Genomic DNA, 24,768 nt, shown 5'->3' with positions numbered 1-24,768 from the left:
AGATATAACTTAAAATCCCAGATCGATCTGTTTATTTCTATAATTGAGAGGACAAAAGCGCCACCAGGTCGGTGACGCTTTTCTATATCAGAGTATTATTACAGTTTAATATGTTTCATGTAATCTTTGAATTGCTCGGCAATCTCTTTATATTTCGTATGATGCAGATAGTGCGAGCCCTCCATCGGAACCAGTTTGCCCTGATCGGATTGTTTGATCTGCTGCTCATGCAGAGGTAGCCAGTTCGGATTTTTATCGTTGTTGGATTGCACAAATAGCAGCATCGGCAGCTCACGCGGATATATCATGTTCTCTGCATTTATGAAGTTAGAACCCAGATTTTTCAATTCATTCATCAATGTCGAGTTACTCGAAACCTGATTAGAGATCAAATTCATCTGCTCTTTGGTATGTTCATCGTAATCCATCGCATCGTAGGGATCTGCGCTTACCTTTTTGAGCAATCGCATCAGCCCCGAGGATTGAAGGAACTGCATGGATTTCAAAGGCAATTTCACATCCATGCCAGGCTGATTCGGAACACTGCTGTCAATGCCAACAAAGGCCATGACTTCATCTGGATATTGCTTCACATACGACACACCGTACAGCCCTGTGATGGAATGACCCATCAGGATGTACCGATCAAGACCGAGCTGTTCTACAGCTTCATGAATTTCGCTGACAATGTTCTCCGAGGTACGTTCCTTATCCGTACGATCACTCAATCCGTAGCCGAAGGGTTCGATCGCTACCACTTTATAATCGGAGGTCAATTGATCAATCAACAATTTAAAATCCAGTATAGGCGATGGGGTTCCCTGCCCTGGAAGCAATACAATCGTCTGCTCACCGTCACCCTGTATGGATACGTTCATTTTTTTACCATCCACTTGCACGTACTGTCCGTATGAGTCAATTTGTTTTTTTTCAATTCCGTTGCAAATCACATTGACCACAAACACAATGCCCATGAACAATGCAAGCGCTGCGATGATTCCCCCACCTATTTTAAATAATAACTTTCGTTTTCTGCCCGGTTTCTTCTCTTTCTGTTTGATCTTTACGCTCTCTCCCATTGCAATCTTCTCCCATTCCTTGAGTCTAATAAAGAGTCTTGTTGACTTCTGTTCTGTACAGTATAAGCTGGCAAGATGTCGTCACAATGACGCCAATATGAACGGAGTATGAACAGGAATACAAGCTGAAGATATAAATAGATTGTTCAACATAGATACATGATTAAATCAAAAAAAGAGAACTGCTTTATTGAAAGCAGCTCTCTCTGTGCATCTCAGATTCACTTCAGACCGTCTCTTAATGGTCAAGGAAAACAAGTTGAATAAAGAACAGTATCGCGAAAATATAGAAGATCGGATGAACATGCTTACCTTTACCCCGTAGCAGCTTGAGCACAGGATAGAAAATAAAGCCAATACCGATGCCTGTGGCAATGCTGTGAGTCAGTGGCATCAGAATAATGATCAGGAACGCCGGGAAGGCCTCTTCGAGATCACTCCAGTTCATTTTGCTAATGACACTGATCATGAAGAACCCGACAATAATCAGGGCAGGAGATGTGATTGCCGGAATGCTGGATATAACACTCACAATCGGGCTGAAAAACAGAGTCAGTGCGAGCAGTATACTTACAGTCACCGCAGTCAGTCCCGTTCTTCCTCCAGCTGCAACCCCTGTACTGGACTCAATATAGGCCGAGGTCGGACTTGTCCCGAGCATGGCCCCCGTCGTTGTACCCACAGCATCAGCCAGCAGCGCACCGCGGGAACGCGGAAATTTTCCGTCTTTGAGCAATCCGGCTTGTTCTGCAACGCCCAGCATCGTTCCGGTCGTATCAAACAAAGTAATGAGCAAAAAGGTGAAGATGATCGTATACAGCCCATTGGAGAAAACGCCTGCGAGATCCATCTGGAACGCCGTTTCCCCCAGACCCGATGGCATGGCTACAATGGAATCCGGCATTTGGAACAGACCCATGAACCAGGCAATGATTGCCGTAACGACCATGCCTATGAAAAGGTATCCTTTCACATTGTAGGCCATCAGCGTAACCGTAATGATCAATCCGATAATCGTCAGATACGTCATAGGCTGCGCCAAATTACCAAGTGTAATCAGGTTCGATTCGGAATTAGCGATAATGCCCGCATTTTGCAGACCAACGGTTGTAATAAATAATCCAATACCAGCTGTAATGGCATGTTTGAGACTCGCCGGAATCGCATCCAACAGCATGTAACGAAATGAAGTGAGCGACAGAATGATAAATAAAATCCCCGCAATGAATACGGCACCAAGTGCTGTCTGCCAGGATACGCCATATCCCTGTACAACACTAAACGCGAAAAAGGCATTCAAACCCATGCCAGGTGCAATGACGATCGGGTAATTGGACCACAGTCCCATAATCAAAGTTGCGACAATACTCGCCAAAATCGTAGCAATAAATACCCCGTTGAAGCTCATTCCTGTGCCGCTGAGGATTCCGGGATTGACAATCACTATGTATACCATGGTGAAAAATGTAGTAATACCCGCAATGATTTCTGTCGAAACCGTGGTGCCTCTTTCCTTCAGCTTAAACCAGTTGTTCATTGTAAAGCCAGCCTCCAACTTTCATATTGTTCTGCATGAATCCTCATTGCCAAAAACAAAAAATCCTAATTCACATAGGATTGGATTTCTTTAGCTCCTATATTCGTCATTAGGATCAAAATAGCTCCGAATGTAAAGATAAGGAAATCTATTGTTTGTTATTAACCTGAAGTCCATTTCGAATTTTATTAAATATAACATGCATTGTCAATGAAATAACGTGTTTGTTCACATTATTTACGAACTATTTTATGATAACTCATTTGTTATATTCGCTTTTAAGGGGAATCTCTTACTTTTGTGCGTTTTTTAATTTTACATTAAACATACAATGATGATGGTTTTTATTTACAAATGAATGATAATCTTCATAAGAATCAACACATGAACAAGGCTTCATGCATTCATGTTAGAGATATAACGAGGAGGAATTTATTGTGAAATTGTCCAAAAAAACATTGCCCGCATTCGCATTAACCCTGGCTGTATCAGCCTCTGCCCTCTTGTCTGCCGGACCAGCAGGAACTGTTCAGGCTGCGGGTGCAGCAAAGAAACCAATCAAAAATATTATATTCCTCATCGGAGATGGGATGGGAACCTCCTACACGTCAGCTTATCGGTATATGAAGGATAACCCTTCAACCAAAGTGATGGAAAAAACGATTTTCGACCCTTATCTCGTCGGTGCACAAATGACATATCCGGATGATGACAAGCAAAATGTGACCGATTCTGCTTCCGCAGCAACGGCCATGTCCTCGGGTGTAAAAACATACAATGCAGCCATCGCGGTAGACACGAATAAAAAATCGGTCAAAACCGTGCTGGAGCAAGCCAAACAAATCGGTAAATCCACAGGCCTGGTAGCCACTTCGGAGATTACACATGCCACTCCTGCTGCTTTTGGTGCGCATGACATCAGCCGTAAAAACATGGACGCCATTGCCAATGATTATTTTGATGAGATGATTAATGGCAAGCATAAAGTGGACGTGCTGCTGGGCGGTGGAAAAAACAATTTTGTTCGCAAGGATCGCGATCTCACCAAAGAATTTCAAAAAGCAGGATATAGTTACGTCACCGACCGTACATCCCTGCTTGCAAACAAAAATAAACAGGTGCTGGGACTGTTTTCTGACGGCGGACTCGACAAATACATCGACCGTACAAATGCAACGCCTTCACTTGCCGAGATGACCAATTCAGCAATTGATCGGTTGAAAACAAACAAAAAAGGATTTTTCCTTATGGTTGAAGGCAGTCAAATCGACTGGGCAGGCCATGATAACGATATTGTGGGTGCAATGAGTGAAATGGACGATTTCGCCAAAGCCTTCAAAGCTGCTATTGATTTTGCCAAAAAAGACGGCCAGACACTCGTAGTGGCTACGGCTGACCACTCTACAGGCGGTCTTACACTGGGCAAAGACGGTGAATACAATTTCTTTGTTGATCCGATCAAAGCGGCAACTCGTACACCTGACTTCATGGCTGCCCAGATTGCCAAAGGGGCTTCCGTAGAGGAAACCTTAAACAAATATCTTAAACTGGAGCTGACAGCAGAAGAGCTTCAATCCGTTAAGGATGCTGCCCAAAGTGCTGATCTTACCAAAATTGATGATGCCATTGAAGCCATTATCAATAACCGCTCCTTCACAGGCTGGACAACAGGTGGTCATACAGGTGAAGATGTACCGGTTTATGCATATGGTCCTGGAAGTGATCGTTTCTCCGGCCTGATTGATAACACGGACAATGCAAAAATCATTTTCGATATTTTGAAAAAGAGCAAATAATACGAGTTCTACAAGTTCTAATTGACTTGAATTTTAGCTTGCCGTTTTTGCTTGAAGTTTCGGTCTAATAAAATACGCCTTTAAATCCAAAGCCCTTCCCTGCTTTCAACAAAAAAAGCAGGGAAGGGTTATGATGTTGATGTAATCACTGTTGCCATTAAGTATAGTGGATACTACGCTGCTTATACTTTAGCAAACTGCTGCATAATGGCTGTGGCAGCACGAGCGCAACCCCCTGCTTGTCTCAGCGATTCACCGATCCGATGAGCTTTGTCTTTGTACACGTGATTGCCTAGCACTTCCATGACTGCTTCTCGCAAGTCGACTGCATACAGGTTATTTTTATCCAATACGATCCCTGCCCCAAGTTCTTGAACCCGGTTTGCAACAAACGGTTGATCTGAAGTCATCGGAATCATCACAAGCGGTACATTAAAATATAATGCCTCGCTGACACTGTTCATGCCTGCATGAGTAACAAAAACGTTCGTATACTGCAGAAGCTCAAGCTGTGCAACGTATGGTTTTACTATGAAATTATCCGGGATTAATTCGCGAAGTGGCTCTATGTCCGTGTACTTGCCAGAAGATAGAATGACGTTTATCGGTAGATCTTTTAATGCATCAAAGCACAATTTGTAAAACTCCAGGTTTTTATTCAGAATCGTTCCCATCGAGATATACACGTTCTCACGCGGATGCTCGCGGAGCAAATCCAGAGGAAATACAGGCGCATCCTGACGCGGGATGATGGATGGCCCTGAGAAACAATATCGGTCGTCCAGCTCATCTGCTCGCGGCTGAAAAAAACGGCTGGTGTACACAATGTTCAATGCACCTTGATGTGCCATCATGTCCTCCACAGCAGGTAGACTTACTTGAAGCTCTGATGAGATTTTCCGTGCTGTATTCATGATGCCTTCATACAGTTCTTCCGTATCTATAGGTTTGTCATCCAGACCTGAAGGCTCCACCAAAGCAAAGGAGGAGATTGTACATACAGCCGGGATGCCCAATTTCTCAGCCAGAATCTGGCCACCCCAGCCCATCAGAGAATCATAGATAAGATAGTCAAATGTCTGATTCTCTATAACTCGAAGCACTTCGGGAATCATTTTGGGAATGATACCACACGTGACCATGTGAATGAATTGATAAGGGTGGCTGTATTCCAAGGGCTGCAGAATCGGGTCATGTGAGAATGCATCATATAAAAAAGGATATGTGATAACCTGAGCCCCAGTCTGCTCGATCCGTGAATGATACTCCTCTACACATACATAAACCACTTCTTCTCCAAGCTTGACCAGCTCCGTAATTAATCCCAGCGATGGATTCACATGACCTTCAGCCGGGGTGATAACAACCAAAACACGCGCCATCCTGCCCACCTCCTGAATGTAATATTTTCTCCGATCCTTACGCTGTCTGACCGGTTGTGAATCTTACATCGGAAGTGTATCTGTTTTCTGCCCAGCGGGCTGATGTTTGTGCCAAGCGAGACTTGAGATTCGTAACGAAGAAAGGAAACTGCATAAAACCAATACAAGTTGAAGCGTTAATACCATGAAAATGCCTGTCGATATTCCCCATCCCATGTTCTCTGCTAGAGCAATCAATGCCCCGCTGACACCAATGCTCAACGCTACATAGAAGGAATCAACAAACTGCAGATTGGACGACATCTTCCCCTCATGTCCAGACTCGGCATACTGCAGAGCAATGACCGCTGTTGTCGGGTTAGCCAGACCCACTCCAAATCCAATAATGATCTGGGAGAGCAGAATGAGTGTGATTCCGGTATCCGATAAAAACAATGCGAGCATTACAAGAATTACTCCGCTAATCATGATTCCGATGCCCAGCATAACTCTCTGCTTACGCCCTGCGCCCTTGTCTTTGGCGTCCCACTTGGCTTGCAGCCATGCTGCTGCAGACCAGCTCAAGGAGCCAGCTGCGACTAACAATCCGGCATTGTGTGCAGATAAACCTTTCATCTCCGTCAGTCCCAATATGACAAAGCTCTCTGTTGCAAAATAACAGGCGACATACAATCCTTTGGTTACAAGTGTTGCTGGCAAACCGGATTGCACCCGAAATGTTCCCTGAGGCAGCAGCTTGTACATTAACGGTATCATGATCAGTAAACCCCCAAGGGATAGAACGGCCCCTTGCCATTGAGTTACCATTCCAAGTCCTGTGAGTAACAAGCCGGTTCCAATAGCAAGCAGAATCGCTTGACTAATCCTTGAGTCCCCTCCCTGTACGCTTTCAATGACTTCCTGACTGCGCTGTAAAGCTTGGAAGGAACGGTATGTAAGCAGCAATGCCACAGCAATCAAAGGAATGACAATCCAGAAAACAAGCCGCCAGGAAGCAAAGGAAGCAAGCAGTCCTGCCAAATAAGGTCCAATCAACGACGGCAGCACAAAAGCCATGGAGAACGCCGCCAGAATCTGTGATCGCAGCATATCTGGATAATATAACGTAACACATGTATAGACACATGTAATTAAAGCGCCGGCACCAAAGCCTTGAAAGACTCTTCCCCCAATGAGCATATACATGTTAATGGAAGCAGCAGCAGCAACGGTTCCAAGTACAAAGATGGTAAAAGATATAAGCAAGGATGTGTATACGCCTCGTTTATCCACCTGCTGTCCCATCACTAATGTGCCTACAAGCTGAGATAACAAAAATGCGCTAAAAATCCAGCCGTATAAATGAATGCCCTGCAGTTCCTGAGCGATCTTCGCGGCAACTGTTGTTATCGCTAGTCCTTCAAATGCTGAAGTCGTTAATACCAGCATAATACCAAGGGTCATGGCTCTGTATTGTTTGTTAAAAATACCAACGCTTTTATGTTCTTTCATTCACACCTCCCATAAAAATTGAAATATTAGTAAAATACACCTGCAGATGTATCTTTAATATAGAGTAACCAGTGTACTTTGTAAACTAAAATGTTTAAAAAGTAGAAGCAACCAAGGGAACCTCTGCATCGACTTCCAAAAAAGTGCTCATACTACGTACCGAATATATATAAGGAGAGATCGACATGGATCTGCAGAGCGGCAAACTATATTGGCCAACTACGGTAACCAAACCACCTTCCTACCCCCGGCTTGATAAGGATGTTACCTGTGATGTTCTCATTATCGGTGCGGGCAGTTCAGGCGCGCAGTGTGCTCATTTTTTATGTAATCAAGGATTATCCGTCGTTGTTGTGGACAAGCGCAAGGTTGGTGAAGGCAGTACAAGCACCAATACTGCATTAATTCAATATGCCGGGGAGAAAAGCTTTGTTTCATTAAGCCACACCTTTGGTGAAGCCTCTGCCACACGTCATCTGAAATTATGTGAGCAAGCGATCCGTCATATTGAGCAGATCAGCAGCGAGCTGCCTATTGATCCCGATTTTATTCGACGTGACAGTTTGTACTATGCGAGTTACCAGGAAGACATCCCCTCGTTGCAGGAGGAGTATGCTCTTCTTCGTAAACATGGTTTCAATGTGGAGCTGTGGGATGAACAGCGTATAGGGAGTGTATATCCTTTCCGTAAATCCTCTGCCTTGTATTATTACAATGACGCGGAGATGAATCCGTTAAAATTTGTATATGGACTTTTGGAGAAAGCGAGGTCGGAAGGTGTTCAAATCTACGAGGAAACCGAAATTGCGGGTAAACGTTTTGAAAAGGATGCCGCTGTTTTCTTCACCAAGGAGCGCCGCGAAATTCGCGCCAAACATGTGATTATCGCTGCCGGGTATGAGGATAAAGATTTCAAAGTAGAGAAAAATGCTACGCTCTCCAGCTCGTATGCGGTGATTACCAAGCCGGTAGAACAGTTGGAAAACTGGTACAAACGAACGCTAATCTGGGAAACGGCACGTCCATATGTATATATGCGCACGACCCCGGATAACCGTATCATTATCGGTGGTATGGATAAAGATACGGCATACGCCGACACAAGGGACTCCAAAATCCTGGCCAGCAAAGATAAACTGATCAGCGAGTTCACAAAGCTTTTCCCGAATATCCCTGTGGAAGCAGATTATTATTTAGGAGCTTTTTACGGAGGAACACATGATGGTCTGCCTGTGATCGGTCGTTACGAAACATATCCGCATTGTTATGTCATTATGGCTTACGGAGACAATGGGACTGTATATAACGGGGTCCTGGCAAAGATCGTTACAGATCAGATTGTGCATGGCTCCAGCCCGGATATGGAACTTTATTTGCAGAACAGACCCCTTCTTGAAAAAGTGAAAGTTTAGCTTGCTTCGTCTAGGATTAGATCATCCGGTTGTTTAGTATATACTCGCACTCATGCACAAAAAAGCCGACTCCTTAGGTGGAATCGGTTTTTTGCTGTGTCTGCATAACATAGCTAAGCCTCACAAGGACAGTATCAATCCTAAAAGGAAAGAATCGCCCTTACAGCGTGATGATGATCGGGCCTTTTTTAGAGAGAATAATCGTATGTTCAATCTGTGCCACATAGCTGTTTTTCGTAGCAAACGTCCAGCCATCGCCTTTTTGATATACCTCTTCTTCGGACGTCGATATGAAGGGTTCAAAGGCAATAACCATACCTTCCTTCAACAGCTCATCATCTGACGTATCATTATAATTATAGATATGGTCTGGTGCTTCGTGAATTGCGCGTCCCACCCCATGTCCAGTCAGGTTGCGAATAACGGTTAAGCCATGCTGACGTGCAGTCAGGAAAACAGCTTTGCCAATGCCGCTCTTTTTGGAGCCAGGGTTTGCTTTTTTCAGACCTGCTTCAAACGCTTGTTTGGCTACCTCACATATTTTCGTTAATACTTCTTCTCCCTGACCTACAACAAACGAAATGCCTGTATCCGCAAAATATTCGTTTTTGGAGCCGGAAACATCAATATTGACGATATCGCCTTCCTGAATGACCCGATTGCCCGGAATCCCGTGAGCGACTTCTTCATTGACACTAATGCACGTAAAACCGGGAAAGTCATATTCACTTTTGGGAGCAGAGATGGCGCCTTCTTTGTCAAAAAGCTCTCCAGCCAAATCATCCAGCTCTTTTGTCGTTACACCCGGAACCGTGCGCTCCACCAACGTATCCCGAATGGAAGCAACGATTCTACCAATTTCCTTCAAACCATTAAAATCCTCTTCTGTTTTTGCAATCATAACCGGTACCTCACTATTTTCATCATTATTAACGTGTTTCACTTTGATTGCATCATAAATCAGCGTTGTTTGCAACATTTTTAGGATTTGATGTACTGGCGCAAAGGCAAAACTCAACTATTTTCTTTATGAAAAAGCTGCTGACCTCACAGCATGCAGAAAAAGAGGTGAACCGAAGTTCACCCCTGGTAAGTAACGTTAATGATCTTGCTGCATGATGGATTTCGCTCTCGCTAAATTAACTCAAGTGAACTACATTAAAACCATTATTGCTGTTTGTATACCCGAACATAATCCACCTGCATGGTTGCAGGAATATCGGAAGCATCCGGAATGCGACCACCATCGAAATTACCGCCGATTGCCAAGTTCATGATTAAATAGAACGGTTCATCAAATGGAGCATTAGGGTTGTTCGGTGCAGCTGCAGACGACCACTGCTGATTGGTAACTTTATAGAAGAATTTGCCGTCCACGTACCATTTGATGTTGTCCGGTTCCCAAACTACAGAATATACATGATAATCGTTAGCAATAGTTTGTCCTGCGGGGAAGTGATACTCTCCACCTGCATACTGATTGGCAGGCCATTGCCCGCCAAAGTGAATCGTTCCACTGGTTGTTCCAGGCAGACGACCTCTTGCCTCCATCACGTCAATTTCACCTGATGCAGCCCATGTGCCATATACCGAATCTTGCGGCAGCATCCAGAGTGCAGGCCAGACGCCATCCCCTGTAGGCAGCTTGGCACGGAAATCGACACGCCCGTACTTCAAGGATAACTTGTCTTTGGTATTCACCTTACCGGAGGCATATTTCGCAAAACGATTCGGGTCTTGAGGGAATGATTGGTTACTATGTGTTGCACGGATATTTAATTTTCCATCCTGAACAAAAAGATTTTGCGGACTGGTAGTGTAGTGCTGCAGCTCAGCATTGCCCCAACCCCAGGTTCCCGGATCATCATTGAGATAATACCCTGTTTCTATATTCCATTTGCTTGTATCCAGCGCAGAACCACTGAACTCATCCTGCCAAATAAGATTCATGCCTTCAATCGCCGGATTGTTCGGTGTACCTATGGAGATGTCTTCTTGATCCGAACCATCGGGACGTGGGGCATCCGGGTTGCCAATGAGTGTATAGTTCACATAGTTGCTGCCCACGTTTCCACCGGGCTGTCCGTTAAGCGGATAGCCGATTCGAATTTGCATATTTTCCTGAATAGGTCTGAACCATAGACCATAGATATGATCGGCCCAGTATCCCCACTGATTGGCATCGGAAATCGGATTGTAGCCATTGCCGGAATACGTAAATTTACTTTGACCACTATTACTTAAGTCTACCCATTGACCATTGATATTGATTTGGTATACAAAATTTTGTAATTCCTTCGCAATAGGTGCGCTCCCGCCAATCTTGGGCAATGGGATACCTATGGAACCGCTTTCATTTGCTGTGAAACTTGTCCCTTCATAGGCAGTAACTACGAATGAATTACGCACAGGTTCATTGAATGTAATGGTGTAAATAATATTCACAGCCGATGTTTTGGACTGCAGCTTGACGTGAATAGACTCGTTTACGTTAAACCAATATCCTCCTCCACCCTCAGTGAATTGGCCGAAATTCTGATCGTAAATCCAGCCGCTGGCTGCGTTATTGTCAATATCAATCCACGTGTTGCTCTGCACAGGTTTCACATACACCTTGAGATCCTGAGCGACGGCTTCATAGGTGACTGATGGATTATTGTTAAATGTGGGATACGTGAATCCTGCGCCTCCGGTGCTGCTGGCAATGATGTCAGGCCCCTGTGTAGGGCTCATTGCTGTGATCGTTGTTTCGTTAATGTTTTGAAAGACCAGTCGATAATCAAGCTTTATTCCGTTCGCTTTGGAATACAATCGAACATCGGTTGTTGAGGAGAGAGTGAACCAATACCCATGAAAGCCGGCGTCAGTCCAGTGCCCCCAGTTTTGGTTGTACGTAAAGCCTTCCGCCTGATTAATATCCACCCATTGGCTTCCTACCTTGACATTAACACCTAAATCCCCGTTCACTTCGCTCCATGCAGCAGAACCCCCATTAAACTTAGGCATCACGAACCCGAAACTGGCCTTGCCAACCCCGGATTTGGATATGACAGGTCCGTCAGCAGATGAAAAGTACTCCATGGACGTAATCGTCTTTCCGGCAGCCCGAGCCGTTGAGCCGGGCCCAAGTAAAACACTGGTCAGCATGATGAATACGAGCATCACACCCATCCTTCTGTACACCAATTGCCTCTCCCTGCAAGCAGCCGATTTCATTCATTCTCCTCCTTCAAATCATTTTTCCAATCCGTTATCAATAAGGAAAAAGATTACAGATCAGATAACTCTATTCTACCGAAAAGAAGAATGTGCTGAAAGATATATTTATAATTTCGTAAGCACCCAGACCATTTTCCACGATAAATAAAGGAACCTGATAACGGCTGTACAGATTGTTAAGCGCAAGTCTCAGTCCAATTGGATCGATCTGCCATCCCCAATCACTGACAGGCAGGAAAGGGTTTTTCACGCCACCCATCGTATTACCGCTAACCGTTTCCAGCCTACGCAAAGGATCTTATTATCTTGTATGCATTACCTTAGGTTTTATTGGGCATCTTAACCAGATGATATATGTACACGACGGAGGTTGTAAACAATGCAGCACATTAATGATTGGTTAAAACATATCGCACATAATTACATCTTGATTGTCATCGCTGCCTTGCTCTTTTTTGCAGTCAAAGCTGTTATTGGCTGGTACACGTACAGGCATTATGATCAAAAATTAGATGCACTTACGGATAAAGTGAACCGTCTCCTCGAACAGAACAAAACAGATTGAAATGCACGATGTCAGATATATAAGATTTATAAACCTGAGCGTGGATTCAAAGCTCACAGTTAAGTTAGGAGGGAAATGATATGCTGGGCAACTGGGTTATTGGTATGGTACTTCCCCTGCTGCTGGGTGCATGGATTTTACGGCGCCGCTATAGACTGTTCGTTATCTATTATCCGCTTGGTGTTGCTGTATCCAGTTGTATTAACAATGTTGGTTTTAATTTCTTCTGGAATATCTTACCGCATACTCGCAATGAGTCCTTTGCGGCCCTTCCGATGGATCTTGGCATATATCCCGTTACGGGCTGTATTATGATGTATCTGATCTTAGTCAAACACACCAGACCTTGGCCGAGTATCGTTGTTTCGGCACTTTTATTAACATTAATCGAGTGGATTGCTAAGTTGATGGGACATGTCGTTTATTTTAATGGCTGGAATATTTTCTGGACTTTCTGGTCTTACTTCCTGCCCTTTGTGCTCGCTTACGGATACAGTAAACTATTAAAGATGACCTTTCCAGAGCGTCAGGAGAGGGCTCCATCTAAAAAATGAAGTATGCGTAAAATTCAAACTGTCTTGCGCAAAATATTCCAAATCGGATTAACGTGTCTAGGCATGTGCGCATATCCTAATCCATAATGGTTATGGAGGGATAGTATGTACACAGCGTATCCTTATTTTTACAGAGACACATTCACTCCCGTATGGGCAACTTCGACAGCAGAAGCACTGGGGTTAATTCAATCGGCTGTTCAGGGAGAGCGTAACGACGAGATGTTCTATGATGCGCTCATTCGGATGGCCCCTGATTCACACCAAGTGGCTATCATTACAAGCATACGCGATGATGAACGCGGACATAACATGATGTTCAGACAAATGTACAAGGACCTCACAGGTCAGGAAATCACAGGGGTCAGCAGTGAAGCCCCGGAAACGGTCTCATCCTATCTTGGCGGCTTGCAAAAGGCATTCCAGGGTGAACTTGCTGCGGTAGAGAAATACAGAAAGATATGGTTTGGTCTGCCCTACGGCATTTACAAGAACACGGTATGGGGCATTATTCTCGATGAGCAGAAACATGCGGACAAGTACAATAATCTCATTATTTACAATATGCCTAAGTAATTTCGCAGACCGGGATTCGAGGTTTATCTTGCTTTGTCCCGTTTGCGTTTTTCCACCATTGACGCATTTCTGAGCAGATTCAGCAGCTCCAGGACATGGGTAAACACGGTTTCCAATAGTTCTTTCATCCGCTAAAAACGGAAACGATTAATGGTACGGGAAGTCTGGTTTCTGCTGCCCAGCGAGCCACATGAACATCATATTTTCGAGAACCGCCTTGGCGATTTGCCCGGAAGAATAGATGCGCTGGGTGTAGGTGTAGATGATGATTTTAGTGAGCATTTGGGGATGATAGCTGTGAGCTGTGGCGTCCCTTGCCAGGGAAGATTGAATGTACAATTTTGGAGAAGGGGCTGGTCCTAACCATTTGATGACTTATGTTATGGGATAGCCCCCTTACCTTGTATATCTGATTATAGACGGCTGAGCTGGCTGGATTATAGGGGAAGGAGTCCAGTTAGGACTCCAGTTCCTCGTTGGTCCAGTGCAGTTGGACGCCAAGGGCAATCAGCTGCTGCTGAAATGCCTCAAGATGCGTGGCTAACTCCCTGACCTTAGCTGGCTCTACCTGCTGCTTGATGGAATAGGCCGCGAGCGTTCCCGCCGCTTCGCCTATATTCCATTCGGTTGGATGCAGGCGGTAGCAGCCGTTCGCGATCTGGGTCATGGATATGTTCTTGCAGGCTGGAAGCAGGTTTTTGACCCGAACCGGAATCAAAGCGCCCAGTGGAATCTCGTAAGGATGATTCGGAATATAGAAAGTCCGCTGGCTTACCGTGGTAGGATGAAGATCCAGATGATAGCTGCCTACGCCCACACTGTCCTCATAACGCTTCGGTCCCTCTAGCCCGCGCAGCTCCTTGCTCGCATCCTGCTCGGCTATCGTGTACAGGCCGCAGATGCGCCGGGATTCCCGGATGTAAGGTGCCTTGGCCAATCCATCCTCTGTGCCAAGCACATCCCCGCGCAGCCGTACGCCCGGATAGCCCTTCCCGCCGTCCAGGCGGGGCGCTTCGGTCTGAAGCCAGTACACGAGTGAGAGGGTGAGCTGCCGTGCTCCCTCCAGGTGCCGGTCCCGTTCCTCCGGCGATACGCCGATAATGGGCCCGGCATAATAATCGTTCAGCGCCCAGTTCAGCAGCGTAACTTCGCCGTCATTCAGCGGCTCTGTCCATATGGCCGGGTCCACGATCCGCCGGTAATCCCACAAGGAGACAATTCCCTGATCGTTCGGGAACATCGTGAACTGCTTTAGCTTGCTCGTATCATCAGCATCCGAAGCGAACCAGCTCAAGATCGGATACTGCGAAAACGATGGGACATATTCGCGCCAGTAATCATAATCTCTTGGGCGCGGAATCGTGTAGTCCCCGCCCTCCACATAGTCCACGGCCGCCACATGAGTGATAGACTGCATATCGAGCGGGTCCGCTGCTTCCAATGCATGAGGCTCCCCTGTCTCGCTACGGGCTTCTGCGCCGCTGACATGCTCTACTCCAGCAAGCGGCAGCAGATCGCCGCATTCTGTAGCATCCAGATAGTAGTCCCCGCGCAGCCGGATCAGGTTACGGCCCACCCCCTGCCGGACAGTGACTCCAGTAACATGATCCCCTTCAGTATCAGCCGCCACTGGCACCGTATGATAGAACACCTCGATCCGCCCGGTGTTCACATACGGAGCAAGCATCTCTTGGAGAACAGCCAGCGCCACCTTCGGTTCATGTGCTAACCGGCTGACCCAGCCGTTCCCGGGATTCAGCACGGGATTACTCCGGGCTTCATCCGTGAGCGGATAATTTCGCCTGTAATAGTCCCTGACCCTGCTGCGAAACTCCTGGTATGTGGCCGTGCTGCCCGATTGCTCAATCCAGCGGTGCTCATCTGGTGGTACAGCCTGCGAGGTTAATTGCCCGCCCAGCCAGTCTGTCTCCTCCGTAACAATCACGCGCAGCCCTGCCTTGGCAGCTGCCAGCGCAGCTGCCGTTCCTCCGAGGCCGCCGCCGATAATTACAACATCCGAACGCTTCTCCTCTCCACTAGCCATGCTCCCTCTCCTCCTTGTCCCGGCAGGTATCCCCGCCTTTGTCTATCTCAATTCGGTGCAGCAGCTCCTGTGCCAGCCGTGCCGCACCGAAGCAGCCGGACCGGTTGCCCAGCTTCGCCGGCACGATCCGGCCGGCCGGTTTTTTGCCCGCCTTAGCGACCAGCAGCGGCCACCAGACGGCACGGCTCTGGATAACGCCTCCGCCAATAATAATCAACTCGGGGTCTATCGTCGCCCCGATATTCGCTGTCACCTGCGCCAGATACGCAGTAAAGCGCTCCAGCACAGCCAGCGCAGCCGCGTCGCCCTGCTCAGCGGCTGCCATAACCTCACGACCGTGCGTATATTCCCGGCCGGTCTCATCCCTTGCCAGCCGCAGCAGCGCCCGGCCGGACACATATTGCTCCACGCAGCCCCGCTTTCCGCAATTACAGGGGCGACCATCCGGCACCAGCACGCTGTGGCCCCAGTCGCCCGTGCTACAAGAGGCCTCGCGCGGCAGCAGCCCGTCGGCCATATTAGCCCCACCGACCCCGGTGCCCAAGGTCAGCATGACCAGGTTCGGCCGGCCGCGCCCGGCGCCCAGCCAGGCCTCGCCCAGCAGCGCGGCGTTTGCATCATTATCGGCCGCCGCAGGCCGGCCAAAGGCAGCCTCCGCCCACTGCGTAAGCTGCACTCCTTGCCAGCCGGGCAGATTATCGGTGGCGTAGACCACCTCGCCGGAGTCTGCGTTGATCCGGCCCGCCGAGGCAATTCCCACTGCCTTCACCGCGGGATGCCCCGCGAGCAGTTCCTCCACGAGGCTGTTGAGCTGGCCCAGAATCGAATCCCGGCCCAGCCGGGCCTCCGTATCGCGCACGGCTTCCGCTAGAAAGGTCCCCTCTTCATCGGTCACAAGCCCCTTGATGCCTGTCCCCCCGATATCCACACCTATGACTTGCCGCATTCGCTCCGCCTCCACTATTTAATATATCCGATCAATAACTGCCCGGGCAGTCAGCTCCTTCATCCGCTTGGTTTCTTCTCCATGGAGGCGCTCCAGTCCCTGGCAGAGCAGGTCAATAATGAACAGCTGTGAGATCTTAGCCCCGACAGAGCCGCCCTCCAGCGGCGACTCCTTCCCGGCGGTCAGCAGTACAATGTCGGCAATGGAAGCAATCGGGGATTTCGCATAATTGGTCATGGCAATGATCTTGGCCCCGTTCTGCTTCGCCTTCATCAGCATGTCATTCGTATCCAGCGTGCTGCCGGAGACACTGATCCCCACAGCAACGTCCCCCTCCCCCATGGTGACCGCCATCATCGACTGGATGTGGCTGTCGGAATTTGCTTCAACCCGCCGTCCGATACGCAGAAAGCGGTTCTTGGCTTCCAGTGCTGTGATTCCTGACGAACCTACGCCGAAGAACTGGACAAACCGCGCCTGGTCCAGATCATCTACGGCCTGCCGCAGCTGCTCCCGGTCAAGCATCCCCAGGCTGGATTGCAGCACACCAACCATCGAGGCATACAGATGGTCGGCATAGTCACCTTCGCCTGCCCCCTGCTCTCCATGATGCTGGGCTTGACGCTTTGGCAGTCCCTGGGCCAGCATCAGCTTGAAATCCTGATATCCCTTGAAGCCGATCTTGCGGCAGAAGCGCATCACCGTAGTCTCGCCCGTTCCTGCGAAGTCAGCCAACTCGGTGACTGACAGATAGATCAGATTGTCCGGGTGCTCCAGCACACAACGGGCAACCTTCTGTTCTGATTTGGTCATTGAAGGATAATACGTATTAATCCGGTCATTCATTTCCATTGCGGTTCATCCTCACTTTTCTCGCCGCTGCTGCGAACGGCTGGGTAATCAGTTGCGGCCGGGTAATGGCCGAGCCTACCACCACCGCGTAGGCTCCCAGGTCCAGCGCCGCTTCCACCTGAGCGGGCTGGCTGATCCGACCTTCGGCAATGACCGGAATCTGCAGCCGCCGGGCAGCCTGTTCCAGCAGCTCTAGATTCGGTTCCTCCTGCTGCCGCGAATACGGCGTATACCCCGACAGGGTGGTCGAGACACAGCTGACCCCCAGCGATTCGGCATAGACCGCTTCCTCCAGCGTAGAGATATCCGCCATGGAAGCGGCAGAGCTTGTGCCCAGCAGGTCAATGATCTGCTCCAATGTACACCCCCCCGGACGCCTCTGCAGAGTTCCGTCAAAAGCAATAATATCGGCTCCGGCTTCCAGTAGCTCTTCTATCTCCCGCAGTGTAGGCGTAATGTAGACGGCAGAATCAGGGTAATCACGCTTCACGATGCCGATCACCGGCAGCGAAACCGCCTGCTTGATCGCCCTTACATCTGCCGCCCCGTTCGCCCGGATGGCGATAGCTCCTCCCTCCGCAGCGGCTACGGCCATCCGTGCCATGATCTCCGACCCGTGCAGCGGCTCATCCGGCAGTGCCTGGCAGGAGACAACTAATCCGAGGTGCAGGCTTTCCATTATACTTTTGCTCAGGATCCCCACCCTCTCTCTTATATTATAATCAGCCTGCCTCAACCGAACACATACTGCACAGACAAGCCCACCTCAAACATCCGGTTCCAAGGCATATAGCAGTCCGTAATCTTTACGCTTCCCTCCGGACTGTCGATTCGCACCGCCAGTTCCTCGCTCAGCCGTTCCTGTACACGTGCAGCCACACGGCCGCGCGGCCCGTCAAGCTCATATTTGCCGTAACCCATCTCCTGAACGGGGCCGTCACTAAGCTCTCCCCGCACAACCGAGCAATAGCAGACATCCTCCGCGTAGCGGAGCGCCAGGAAATCCAGATGCTCCTGTGTCCGCCCGCAGTGCAGATAGATCATCGCCTGGGAGATGACGGTTCCGAGCGAGTTCGAGCTCGTGTTCCAGCCAGCGTAACCAGCCAGGTCAAACAGCATGTTCTTCTGACGCAGCATTTTGACCAGCTTTTGGTCGCCTCCATTGGCATAGCCGACATCGGCTACAGCTACTGGCATCTTCTTGTGCCGCAGCAAGTACGACCCATATTCTACCAGATCCATCAGGTTCCGGTGTATATCATAGCTGAAATAAGCATGATGCTGCGATACCGCCTCCGCCATCGTCTCGCCCGGTGTGCTGACCAGCAGGACTAGATCCGCCTCTGCAGCGCTGGACGCGATTAGCCCGCCTGCGGCCAGAATCTGATACTTCAGCGTCTCATAGAAGAAGCGGTCCTCGAACAGCGGCGTCACGAACGCCCCCTGCACAGCGGACAAACGCGGGTAGATCAGCGGCCTCCGCCCTTCGGCCATGTTCAACATCCGGGCAAGCAGCGTACAACCCACCTCATCTGCTCCCGGATACATATAGACCTTAAGCTCCAGATCAAGCGTCATGATCCGCGCCCGTACCTTCTCCTGATCCTTAGCGGTATGCCCGTACGGGGCCGAGTCATCTTGCGGCACAATCATGAAGTCAATCACTCCGTCCCGGACCAGTTCCAGCGCCTGCTTGTTGGCTTCAATATTAACAGCTCTGCGGCCGAGATAATCCTGCAGTACTGCGGCCGGGAGCCGCAGATCAATATCGGCCAGCTCACGGATCTCCTCGTCAGTGGCAATTCCGAGCTCCAGCCGGTGGCCAATAAAGCCTTTGCGGAAGATCTCCCGGCCCCAGTCGGCATAATAATCCGGTTCCTCGTCTGATAGAGAATACTGCGGACAGCGCATAATCAGTTGGAACGCATACAGCTTAAGCTGCGGATAGCGTCGCTTGATCTCCCGCAGCTGCTCCAGACGGGCATCCAGTTCATCGGGCTTCAGTCCGTGCAGCCTTGACGGAATGATCCCGCCGTAGAGCAGCGTATCCAGCGCGACTACTGCGCTGTCCGCTCCTTCGCAGGCAGCCTCGAACCAGGACCACAACTGTTCTACATCACCCGGTCGCTTCTTCAGCCCCATGATTTCGGCAGGCGGGCGCTCCACTATATAATCTGTTCCCTGGGCCAACAGATAAGGGAATTCATAATTACAGGGCCGCTCATCCAGCGGGACCAGGATCAACTTCCTAGGCTTCGTCATGTCCGTTCTCCTCCTTTGTCTCCTCCGGCAGTTCGATGCCCAGCGCCTTAGCCGCACGGACGGCCGGATCACTGCCGAGCCGTACACCATAACCGTGGCAATTCTCCATGCATTCATGGACTTCTGCTGCAGCCTGCGGCTCCAGCGGGTCCTCCAACTGCCTGCGCACCGCCCTCCAGAGCGCTGAATCTGCGATGGCCCGGCGCAGCCACGGCCCTGCTTCTTCGATGAACTTGGTATTGTCTAATCCGCCCAGTGACACGGCCGTCTGATCCAGCCGGCTGAAATAAGCATCCAGCCGATCCAGATCGCGCTCCGACAGCGCATCGTCCAGCTCCGGGTAGCCACCGGAGTACAGGCGGCTGTTCAGATTCTGGCGGCAGAAGAACATCATTTCATCCGCCAGTTCCCCGGAGAATTCACGCACGGACAGCTCCCAGGACAGCTCCGGCATGTAGCGCTCGCTGTTCCACATATAGTGGGACATGGTGGTGAGCGTAATTTTGGAGCATTCCCACTGGTTCATGGGGTTGGCCACGACAGCGGTATGCCCGAGTTGGCCGAGCCGTGAGCTGCGCCCGCGCACCGGGTCAAGGAACAGCCGGTCCTTGTCACAGTCATTCACCGGAATATTGTCCCACAGCCACAGCTCATGCCCGTAATAATTGAAGTTATCCTCCGCATGCTTGCGGCCGATCTCCGGGGCGAAGACGAAGTAGCCGGTCCAAAAGACTTTGACAGCGGGATGAAGCTGCTCCCGGATATCCTTCTTGTACTCCGTATTCCAATACGACCAGTACTCTGAAGGACACATCACCAGGGAGAAGTGCGGCAGACAACCGGCCAGATAATCGTAGACCCGGTTCGTCACATAGGCATGGGCGTTCCCGGAGCGCTCCAGGAACTGCTTGTTGTCACCTTTTAACACATAATCAATGTCATCCATCAGCAGCGCGAAATGCCGCACCCCAATCGCGATCATCGCAGCAAGTTTCTCCTCCAGCTTCGCGAAGTCCTTCCGGCTGCGGAATTCCAGATCATTGCCCGGGCTGATACAATAGTAGAAATCTACCAGATGTTTGTCGCATTCCTGCTTCAGGTCATGAATCTTGGCGAACACATCGTCCGGGTACGGCTCACGCCACAGCTTCCGGTGATAGAGATCATCCTTCGGCGCATACATGAAGGCGTTCATCCGGTGTTCACTCATGTATTTGACCGAATCCATGCGGTCTGCGAAGCTCCATGGTATACCATAGAACCCTTCAATAATGCCCCGCACCGCAAAAGAAGGCTCATCCTCCACTGTAACCACCGGCAGGCGGCAACGGTCCTCCTCCACCGTAAGTAGCCGATTCAGCGCATCCAGACCGTATTTTAGTCCCCGCCGGCCTGACGCAGTAATGACCAGCTTCGCATCCTCTCCAATCACAAGGCGGTATCCGTCTGCAGCAAGCCCGCAGTCATACTCCAGCATCAGCTGTGCATTCCCCTTGTCTGCGGTAGCTACACCCGGACCGGCAGGCTCCAGAATCACGATGCCGCCTTCCTCCAGCAGCCCGTGGACATCCTGATTCATCGCATACCGGGAAGCCAGCTCGCAGCGCAGCTGCGGACCCTCCACAACCAGCTCTTTGCCTTGCGTATAATAGTCGCGGAACAGATACTGGCAGTCCCGTAACGAAATTCCCATTGAGTTATACCTCCTTAGTTACCCTTTAATTGCTCCGGCAATTCCTTCCATATAATACTTCTGTGTGAACAGGAACACGATGATGATCGGCAGCACTGAAATCATCGTTCCGGCGGCAATCCAGCCGAAGTTATAAGAGAATTGCCCGTTCAGATAAGTCAGCGCCGCGGCGAGCGGATACTTCTGCGGGTCGTCCAGGACAACAATCGGCCACAGGAAGTTGTTCCAGAACGCCATGACCTCCAGCAGCCCGATGACGGCAATCCCCGGCTTGACGAGCGGCATCACCAGTTGCATAAAGATCCGCAGCTCGGATGCCCCGTCCATTTTACCCGAATCCCGGATGTCAACAGGAATGCCCAGGAATGTCTGCCGCATCAGGAAGATATTGAACACCGACACCGCTGCTGGAAGAACCACACCCAGGAAGGTATTGCCCAGCCCAAAAGCCTGAATCGTCAAATAATGCACAATCATAGCGGTAGCCGACGGAATAATCATGGTCGAGATTAGCAGCGTGAACACCAGATTCCGGCCCTTGAATCGAAAGACCGCCAGTGGGTATGCAGTCAGACAGGACAGCAAGATATTGAAGGCAACCCCAAGCAGCGTAATAACCACCGTATTCAGAATATAACGCGGAAAATCCATGAAGTTCCACACCTGCACATAGTTCTCGAAACCGATGAAGGTCGGCAGAATGGCGGGCGGATTCGCAAACACGTTGCGCCCCGGCATCAGCGATACGCTGAGCAGCCATAAGAACGGCCCCATCATGAACAGGGCGAGCAGTATCAGCAGAATGTAAGTAATCAGATAACGCAAGCTACGCGGCATCAATAGGAATTCACCCCGCCTCTCCGGTTGAGCCGGAATACCAGCACGCTAAGCGCCCCCACCAGCACACTGACGATCAGTCCGAGAGCCGAGGCATAGCCGAAATTGAACTGCTCCAGCCCTTTTTGAAAAATATAGACGCTTGAGGTCAGCGTGGACGTCCCCGGTCCGCCCTTGGTCAGTATGTAGACCTCATCGAATACCCGGATTGCCCCCATGACCGAGATCAGCGTGCAGAACAGAATATGCGGGCGCAGCAGCGGTAGCGTCACATGCACAATCAGCCTAACCGGCCCGGCTCCGTCTACTCTGGCTGCCTCATACAGGTCTGCTGGAATGCCTTGAAGCCCGGCCAGATAAAGCATCATGTAATAACCGAGACCCTTCCACATCGTAATGAACATCAGGACATACAGCGCTGTACTGCTAGTGGAGAGCCAGGAGACCTGCTCACTGAGAATACCCACCTTCAACAGCAGATAATTGACCACTCCGTTATTGCCGAGCAGCCAGCTCCAGATCAGCGCCACTGCTACCATGGACGTTACTACCGGGATGTAGTAGGCGGCCCGGAACATTTTGACTCCCGGAATCTTACTGTTCACCAGAATCGCCATCAGGATTGAGAGGATCTGGATTACCGGCACAATCAGCACATACACAAGTGAGTTCCATAGTGAAATCAGGAAATTATGATCCTGGAAGGCCCGGGTGAAGTTATCCAGACCCACGTAATGCGTCTCGGTAATAACCGAATAATCTGTCAATGAGAGCGGTATTCCGTATATGATCGGCCAAAAGGTAAACACCGCCAGAAACAGCAGGCCCGGCGCCATAAAAGCCCATGCGGTAAACGTCTCGGAACGAATTCCTTTATACATCCTCTACACCTCCCTCTCCTTCAAATAACCCCACAAAGTGTGTCTTTAGCTTAGATGTTTACTCAGATACTTTCGGGTACCCAAAACATATAAAATTTCTTGTTGGGGGAATCCCCGATCCAGCTATGTTTCAGCAGCTTAGGAACCCTGACTGATAATGTCGTTAACTTCCTTCTCTACCTTGTTCAACGTCTCTTTGATATCTGCGCCGTTCATCAGAATCTCTTGCAGTCCCCGCGTCAGCGCAGAGTTGATATCCGAGGCGCTTGGCACACCGACCATGTAATCAGTAGCCTTATCCAGACTCTGCGAGGATGCCACCTTCGCTTCCGCTTCCAGTGAGCCGTCGGAATCGGTGAAGAACGGGTCCTGTATGGCAGCCTTGCTTGACGGCAGTGTATTGGCGACTTTGGAGAAGGCCGTCTGGTTCTCGGCGTTCGTAATGAAGGCGGCGAACTCCACGGCTTCCTTCGGGTTCTTCGACTTTTGTGGCACGACCAGGTTCATAGAGTTGGAGAGACGCAGATTTGCCTTGCCTGTTGGCAGCGGGACCGCGATCGTATTCTTGTAGACATCCGGCGCGGAGGTCTTAATGAAGTTAATGAAGGTCGGGCCGGATAACTGGAAGGCTACCTGCTCACCGGAGAAATATTGGATCTGCTTGCTGAAATCCGCGTCCTCCTTGAGCACCACGCCTTCCTTCATCAGATCACGCATCTGGGTAATCATCGCTTCGGCTTCCGGCGTATTGAACGCGGCGGCTGTCTTGTCTTCATTCAGAATCGGAATGCCATCGATCGGGAACAACTTGGAGACCAACTGCTGGGCATACCCGGCTGCTCCGGTCTTCTCATGAACCTGACGGGCCCACTCCACCAACTCCTCGCGGGTCTGCGGCGGGTTCGCGGGGTCGAGGCCGGCTTTTTCCACCAGCTTCTTGTTCATGAACAGCACCTCGGTGCCTGTATACCAGGGAAGCGCATAAGCTTTGCCGCCGAGCACGGTAGAATTATAGATTCCCTCAAAATAATTCTTCGCCTGCTCATCCGTCAGATACTCGCTCAGATTAAGCAGTGCCCCCTTGCTGCCTAACTGGCTGGCGAATTCGGTGTTCAGATTTACGACATCGGGACTCTTGCCGCTGGCCGTGCTGGTCAACAGGCGCTGCGAGATGGCATCATAAGGATAATCCTTCCACTCGACCTTCACTCCCGGGTGGTTGTCCTCATACTTGGCGATCAGATCATTGAAGTAATCATTGAACGTAGGCTGAAGTGCAATCGTCCAGAATTCGAGAGTTACGTCCTTCGCAGCAGCCGTTGACTGCCCCGTGCTTCCTGTATCCGGTGTACCCTTGGTACTGCCATTCCCTCCGCAAGCCGCAAGTAGCATAAACACCGTCAGCAGCAACAATACTGTGAAGCCCTTCCTGTTCGTTCTCACACAACATTCCCCCTCAGTATAAGTGTGAGGTGAGCGCCCTTCCCGCGTAAGCATTCCTGACTTGTTGCTCCCTCTTTGCAAAGAGTATAGCAGAATTCACATTAAAATGAAGTATTTTTCCAAAATTAAATTAAAAAGAGAAATAATTTTTCTTTTTTTGTACTGATTTTAAGAAGTAACGGAAACACCTTCCCCGACT

20 protein-coding genes and 2 pseudogenes are annotated in these 24,768 nt (G+C 49.7%); 5 read left to right on the top strand and 17 right to left on the bottom strand.

Annotated elements, in window-relative coordinates; all coding sequences use genetic code 11:
- Positions 1 to 98 precede the first annotated feature (98 nt).
- Positions 99 to 1,079 (bottom strand): alpha/beta hydrolase, encoded by a 981-nt coding sequence (locus HNR77_RS06030; RefSeq protein WP_184181701.1) that lies wholly within the window; start codon positions 1,077 to 1,079, stop codon positions 99 to 101.
- 238 nt (positions 1,080 to 1,317) lie between these two features.
- Positions 1,318 to 2,616 carry an NCS2 family permease gene (locus HNR77_RS06025; RefSeq protein WP_184181699.1) on the bottom strand — a complete coding sequence of 433 codons (1,299 nt, stop codon included), beginning with the start codon at positions 2,614 to 2,616 and terminating at the stop codon, positions 1,318 to 1,320.
- A gap of 434 nt (positions 2,617 to 3,050) precedes the next feature.
- On the opposite strand from HNR77_RS06025, the gene HNR77_RS06020 reads away from it, so the two are divergent.
- Positions 3,051 to 4,412 (top strand): alkaline phosphatase, encoded by a 1,362-nt coding sequence (locus HNR77_RS06020; RefSeq protein WP_397366258.1) that lies wholly within the window; start codon positions 3,051 to 3,053, stop codon positions 4,410 to 4,412.
- A 182-nt stretch (positions 4,413 to 4,594) separates the two neighbouring features.
- Here HNR77_RS06020 and HNR77_RS06015 read toward each other — a convergent pair whose 3' ends face one another.
- Positions 4,595 to 5,794, bottom strand: coding sequence for a macrolide family glycosyltransferase (locus tag HNR77_RS06015; RefSeq protein ID WP_184181696.1), 1,200 nt, complete (start codon positions 5,792 to 5,794; stop codon positions 4,595 to 4,597).
- A 63-nt stretch (positions 5,795 to 5,857) separates the two neighbouring features.
- The gene (locus tag HNR77_RS06010; RefSeq protein WP_260410334.1) at positions 5,858 to 7,285 is read right to left on the bottom strand and encodes an MFS transporter; all 1,428 of its coding nucleotides are present in this window, start codon (positions 7,283 to 7,285) and stop codon (positions 5,858 to 5,860) included.
- Between the two features lie 185 nt (positions 7,286 to 7,470).
- Between HNR77_RS06010 and HNR77_RS06005 the strand changes: the two genes are divergently transcribed.
- Positions 7,471 to 8,697, top strand: coding sequence for an NAD(P)/FAD-dependent oxidoreductase (locus tag HNR77_RS06005; protein WP_184181694.1), 1,227 nt, complete (start codon positions 7,471 to 7,473; stop codon positions 8,695 to 8,697).
- 160 nt (positions 8,698 to 8,857) lie between these two features.
- Here HNR77_RS06005 and map read toward each other — a convergent pair whose 3' ends face one another.
- From map to HNR77_RS05990, 3 genes and pseudogenes are all read right to left on the bottom strand, one after another.
- Positions 8,858 to 9,598, bottom strand: coding sequence for a type I methionyl aminopeptidase (gene map, locus HNR77_RS06000; RefSeq protein ID WP_184181692.1), 741 nt, complete (start codon positions 9,596 to 9,598; stop codon positions 8,858 to 8,860).
- A 266-nt stretch (positions 9,599 to 9,864) separates the two neighbouring features.
- Positions 9,865 to 11,868, bottom strand: a complete 2,004-nt coding sequence (locus HNR77_RS05995; protein WP_397366257.1) for a glycoside hydrolase family 16 protein — start codon at positions 11,866 to 11,868, stop codon at positions 9,865 to 9,867.
- 160 nt (positions 11,869 to 12,028) lie between these two features.
- Positions 12,029 to 12,184 (bottom strand): annotated as a pseudogene (locus HNR77_RS05990) (family 1 glycosylhydrolase); the annotation flags it as partial.
- Between the two features lie 111 nt (positions 12,185 to 12,295).
- On the opposite strand from HNR77_RS05990, the gene HNR77_RS05985 reads away from it, so the two are divergent.
- From HNR77_RS05985 to HNR77_RS05975, 3 genes are all read left to right on the top strand, one after another.
- A complete protein-coding gene (locus HNR77_RS05985) occupies positions 12,296 to 12,481 on the top strand; it encodes a hypothetical protein (protein WP_184181688.1) in 186 nt (61 codons plus the stop codon).
- A gap of 80 nt (positions 12,482 to 12,561) precedes the next feature.
- On the top strand, positions 12,562 to 13,035 hold the full coding sequence (locus tag HNR77_RS05980; RefSeq protein WP_184181687.1) for a hypothetical protein: 474 nt from the start codon (positions 12,562 to 12,564) through the stop codon (positions 13,033 to 13,035).
- A gap of 105 nt (positions 13,036 to 13,140) precedes the next feature.
- A complete protein-coding gene (locus HNR77_RS05975) occupies positions 13,141 to 13,611 on the top strand; it encodes a ferritin-like domain-containing protein (protein WP_184181685.1) in 471 nt (156 codons plus the stop codon).
- Positions 13,612 to 13,745: 134 nt separating this feature from the next.
- Here HNR77_RS05975 and HNR77_RS05970 read toward each other — a convergent pair.
- From HNR77_RS05970 to HNR77_RS05925, 10 genes and pseudogenes are all read right to left on the bottom strand, one after another.
- Positions 13,746 to 13,908, bottom strand: a pseudogene (locus tag HNR77_RS05970) (transposase); the annotation flags it as partial.
- A gap of 160 nt (positions 13,909 to 14,068) precedes the next feature.
- On the bottom strand, positions 14,069 to 15,655 hold the full coding sequence (locus tag HNR77_RS05965) for an FAD-dependent oxidoreductase (RefSeq protein WP_184181683.1): 1,587 nt from the start codon (positions 15,653 to 15,655) through the stop codon (positions 14,069 to 14,071).
- The gene (locus HNR77_RS05960; RefSeq protein ID WP_184181682.1) at positions 15,648 to 16,601 is read right to left on the bottom strand and encodes an ROK family protein; all 954 of its coding nucleotides are present in this window, start codon (positions 16,599 to 16,601) and stop codon (positions 15,648 to 15,650) included. Before HNR77_RS05960 ends, HNR77_RS05965 begins: the two co-directional genes overlap by 8 nt.
- 18 nt (positions 16,602 to 16,619) lie before the next feature.
- Positions 16,620 to 17,453 (bottom strand): MurR/RpiR family transcriptional regulator, encoded by an 834-nt coding sequence (locus HNR77_RS05955; RefSeq protein ID WP_184181681.1) that lies wholly within the window; start codon positions 17,451 to 17,453, stop codon positions 16,620 to 16,622.
- A complete protein-coding gene (locus tag HNR77_RS05950) occupies positions 17,440 to 18,132 on the bottom strand; it encodes an N-acetylmannosamine-6-phosphate 2-epimerase (protein ID WP_184181680.1) in 693 nt (230 codons plus the stop codon). Before HNR77_RS05950 ends, HNR77_RS05955 begins: the two co-directional genes overlap by 14 nt.
- 53 nt (positions 18,133 to 18,185) lie before the next feature.
- Positions 18,186 to 19,715 carry a DUF4127 family protein gene (locus HNR77_RS05945; RefSeq protein WP_184181678.1) on the bottom strand — a complete coding sequence of 510 codons (1,530 nt, stop codon included), beginning with the start codon at positions 19,713 to 19,715 and terminating at the stop codon, positions 18,186 to 18,188.
- Positions 19,702 to 21,408: a protein O-GlcNAcase gene (locus tag HNR77_RS05940; protein WP_184181676.1), complete on the bottom strand. Its 1,707-nt coding sequence runs from the start codon at positions 21,406 to 21,408 to the stop codon at positions 19,702 to 19,704. Before HNR77_RS05940 ends, HNR77_RS05945 begins: the two co-directional genes overlap by 14 nt.
- 18 nt (positions 21,409 to 21,426) lie before the next feature.
- Complete coding sequence (locus tag HNR77_RS05935) at positions 21,427 to 22,245, bottom strand: carbohydrate ABC transporter permease (protein ID WP_184181674.1); 819 nt, start codon at positions 22,243 to 22,245, stop codon at positions 21,427 to 21,429.
- Positions 22,245 to 23,126: a carbohydrate ABC transporter permease gene (locus HNR77_RS05930; protein WP_184181672.1), complete on the bottom strand. Its 882-nt coding sequence runs from the start codon at positions 23,124 to 23,126 to the stop codon at positions 22,245 to 22,247. The genes HNR77_RS05935 and HNR77_RS05930 overlap by 1 nt, the downstream gene beginning before the upstream one ends.
- A gap of 138 nt (positions 23,127 to 23,264) precedes the next feature.
- Complete coding sequence (locus HNR77_RS05925; RefSeq protein ID WP_311768583.1) at positions 23,265 to 24,569, bottom strand: ABC transporter substrate-binding protein; 1,305 nt, start codon at positions 24,567 to 24,569, stop codon at positions 23,265 to 23,267.
- Between the last annotated feature and the right edge of the window lie 199 nt (positions 24,570 to 24,768).

The sequence above is a fragment of the Paenibacillus sp. JGP012 genome (assembly GCF_014203995.1).
GTDB lineage: Bacteria > Bacillota > Bacilli > Paenibacillales > Paenibacillaceae > Paenibacillus > Paenibacillus silvae.
The sequence above is the reverse complement of the archived record's forward strand: the minus strand, read 5'-3'. Positions and strand labels throughout refer to the sequence as shown.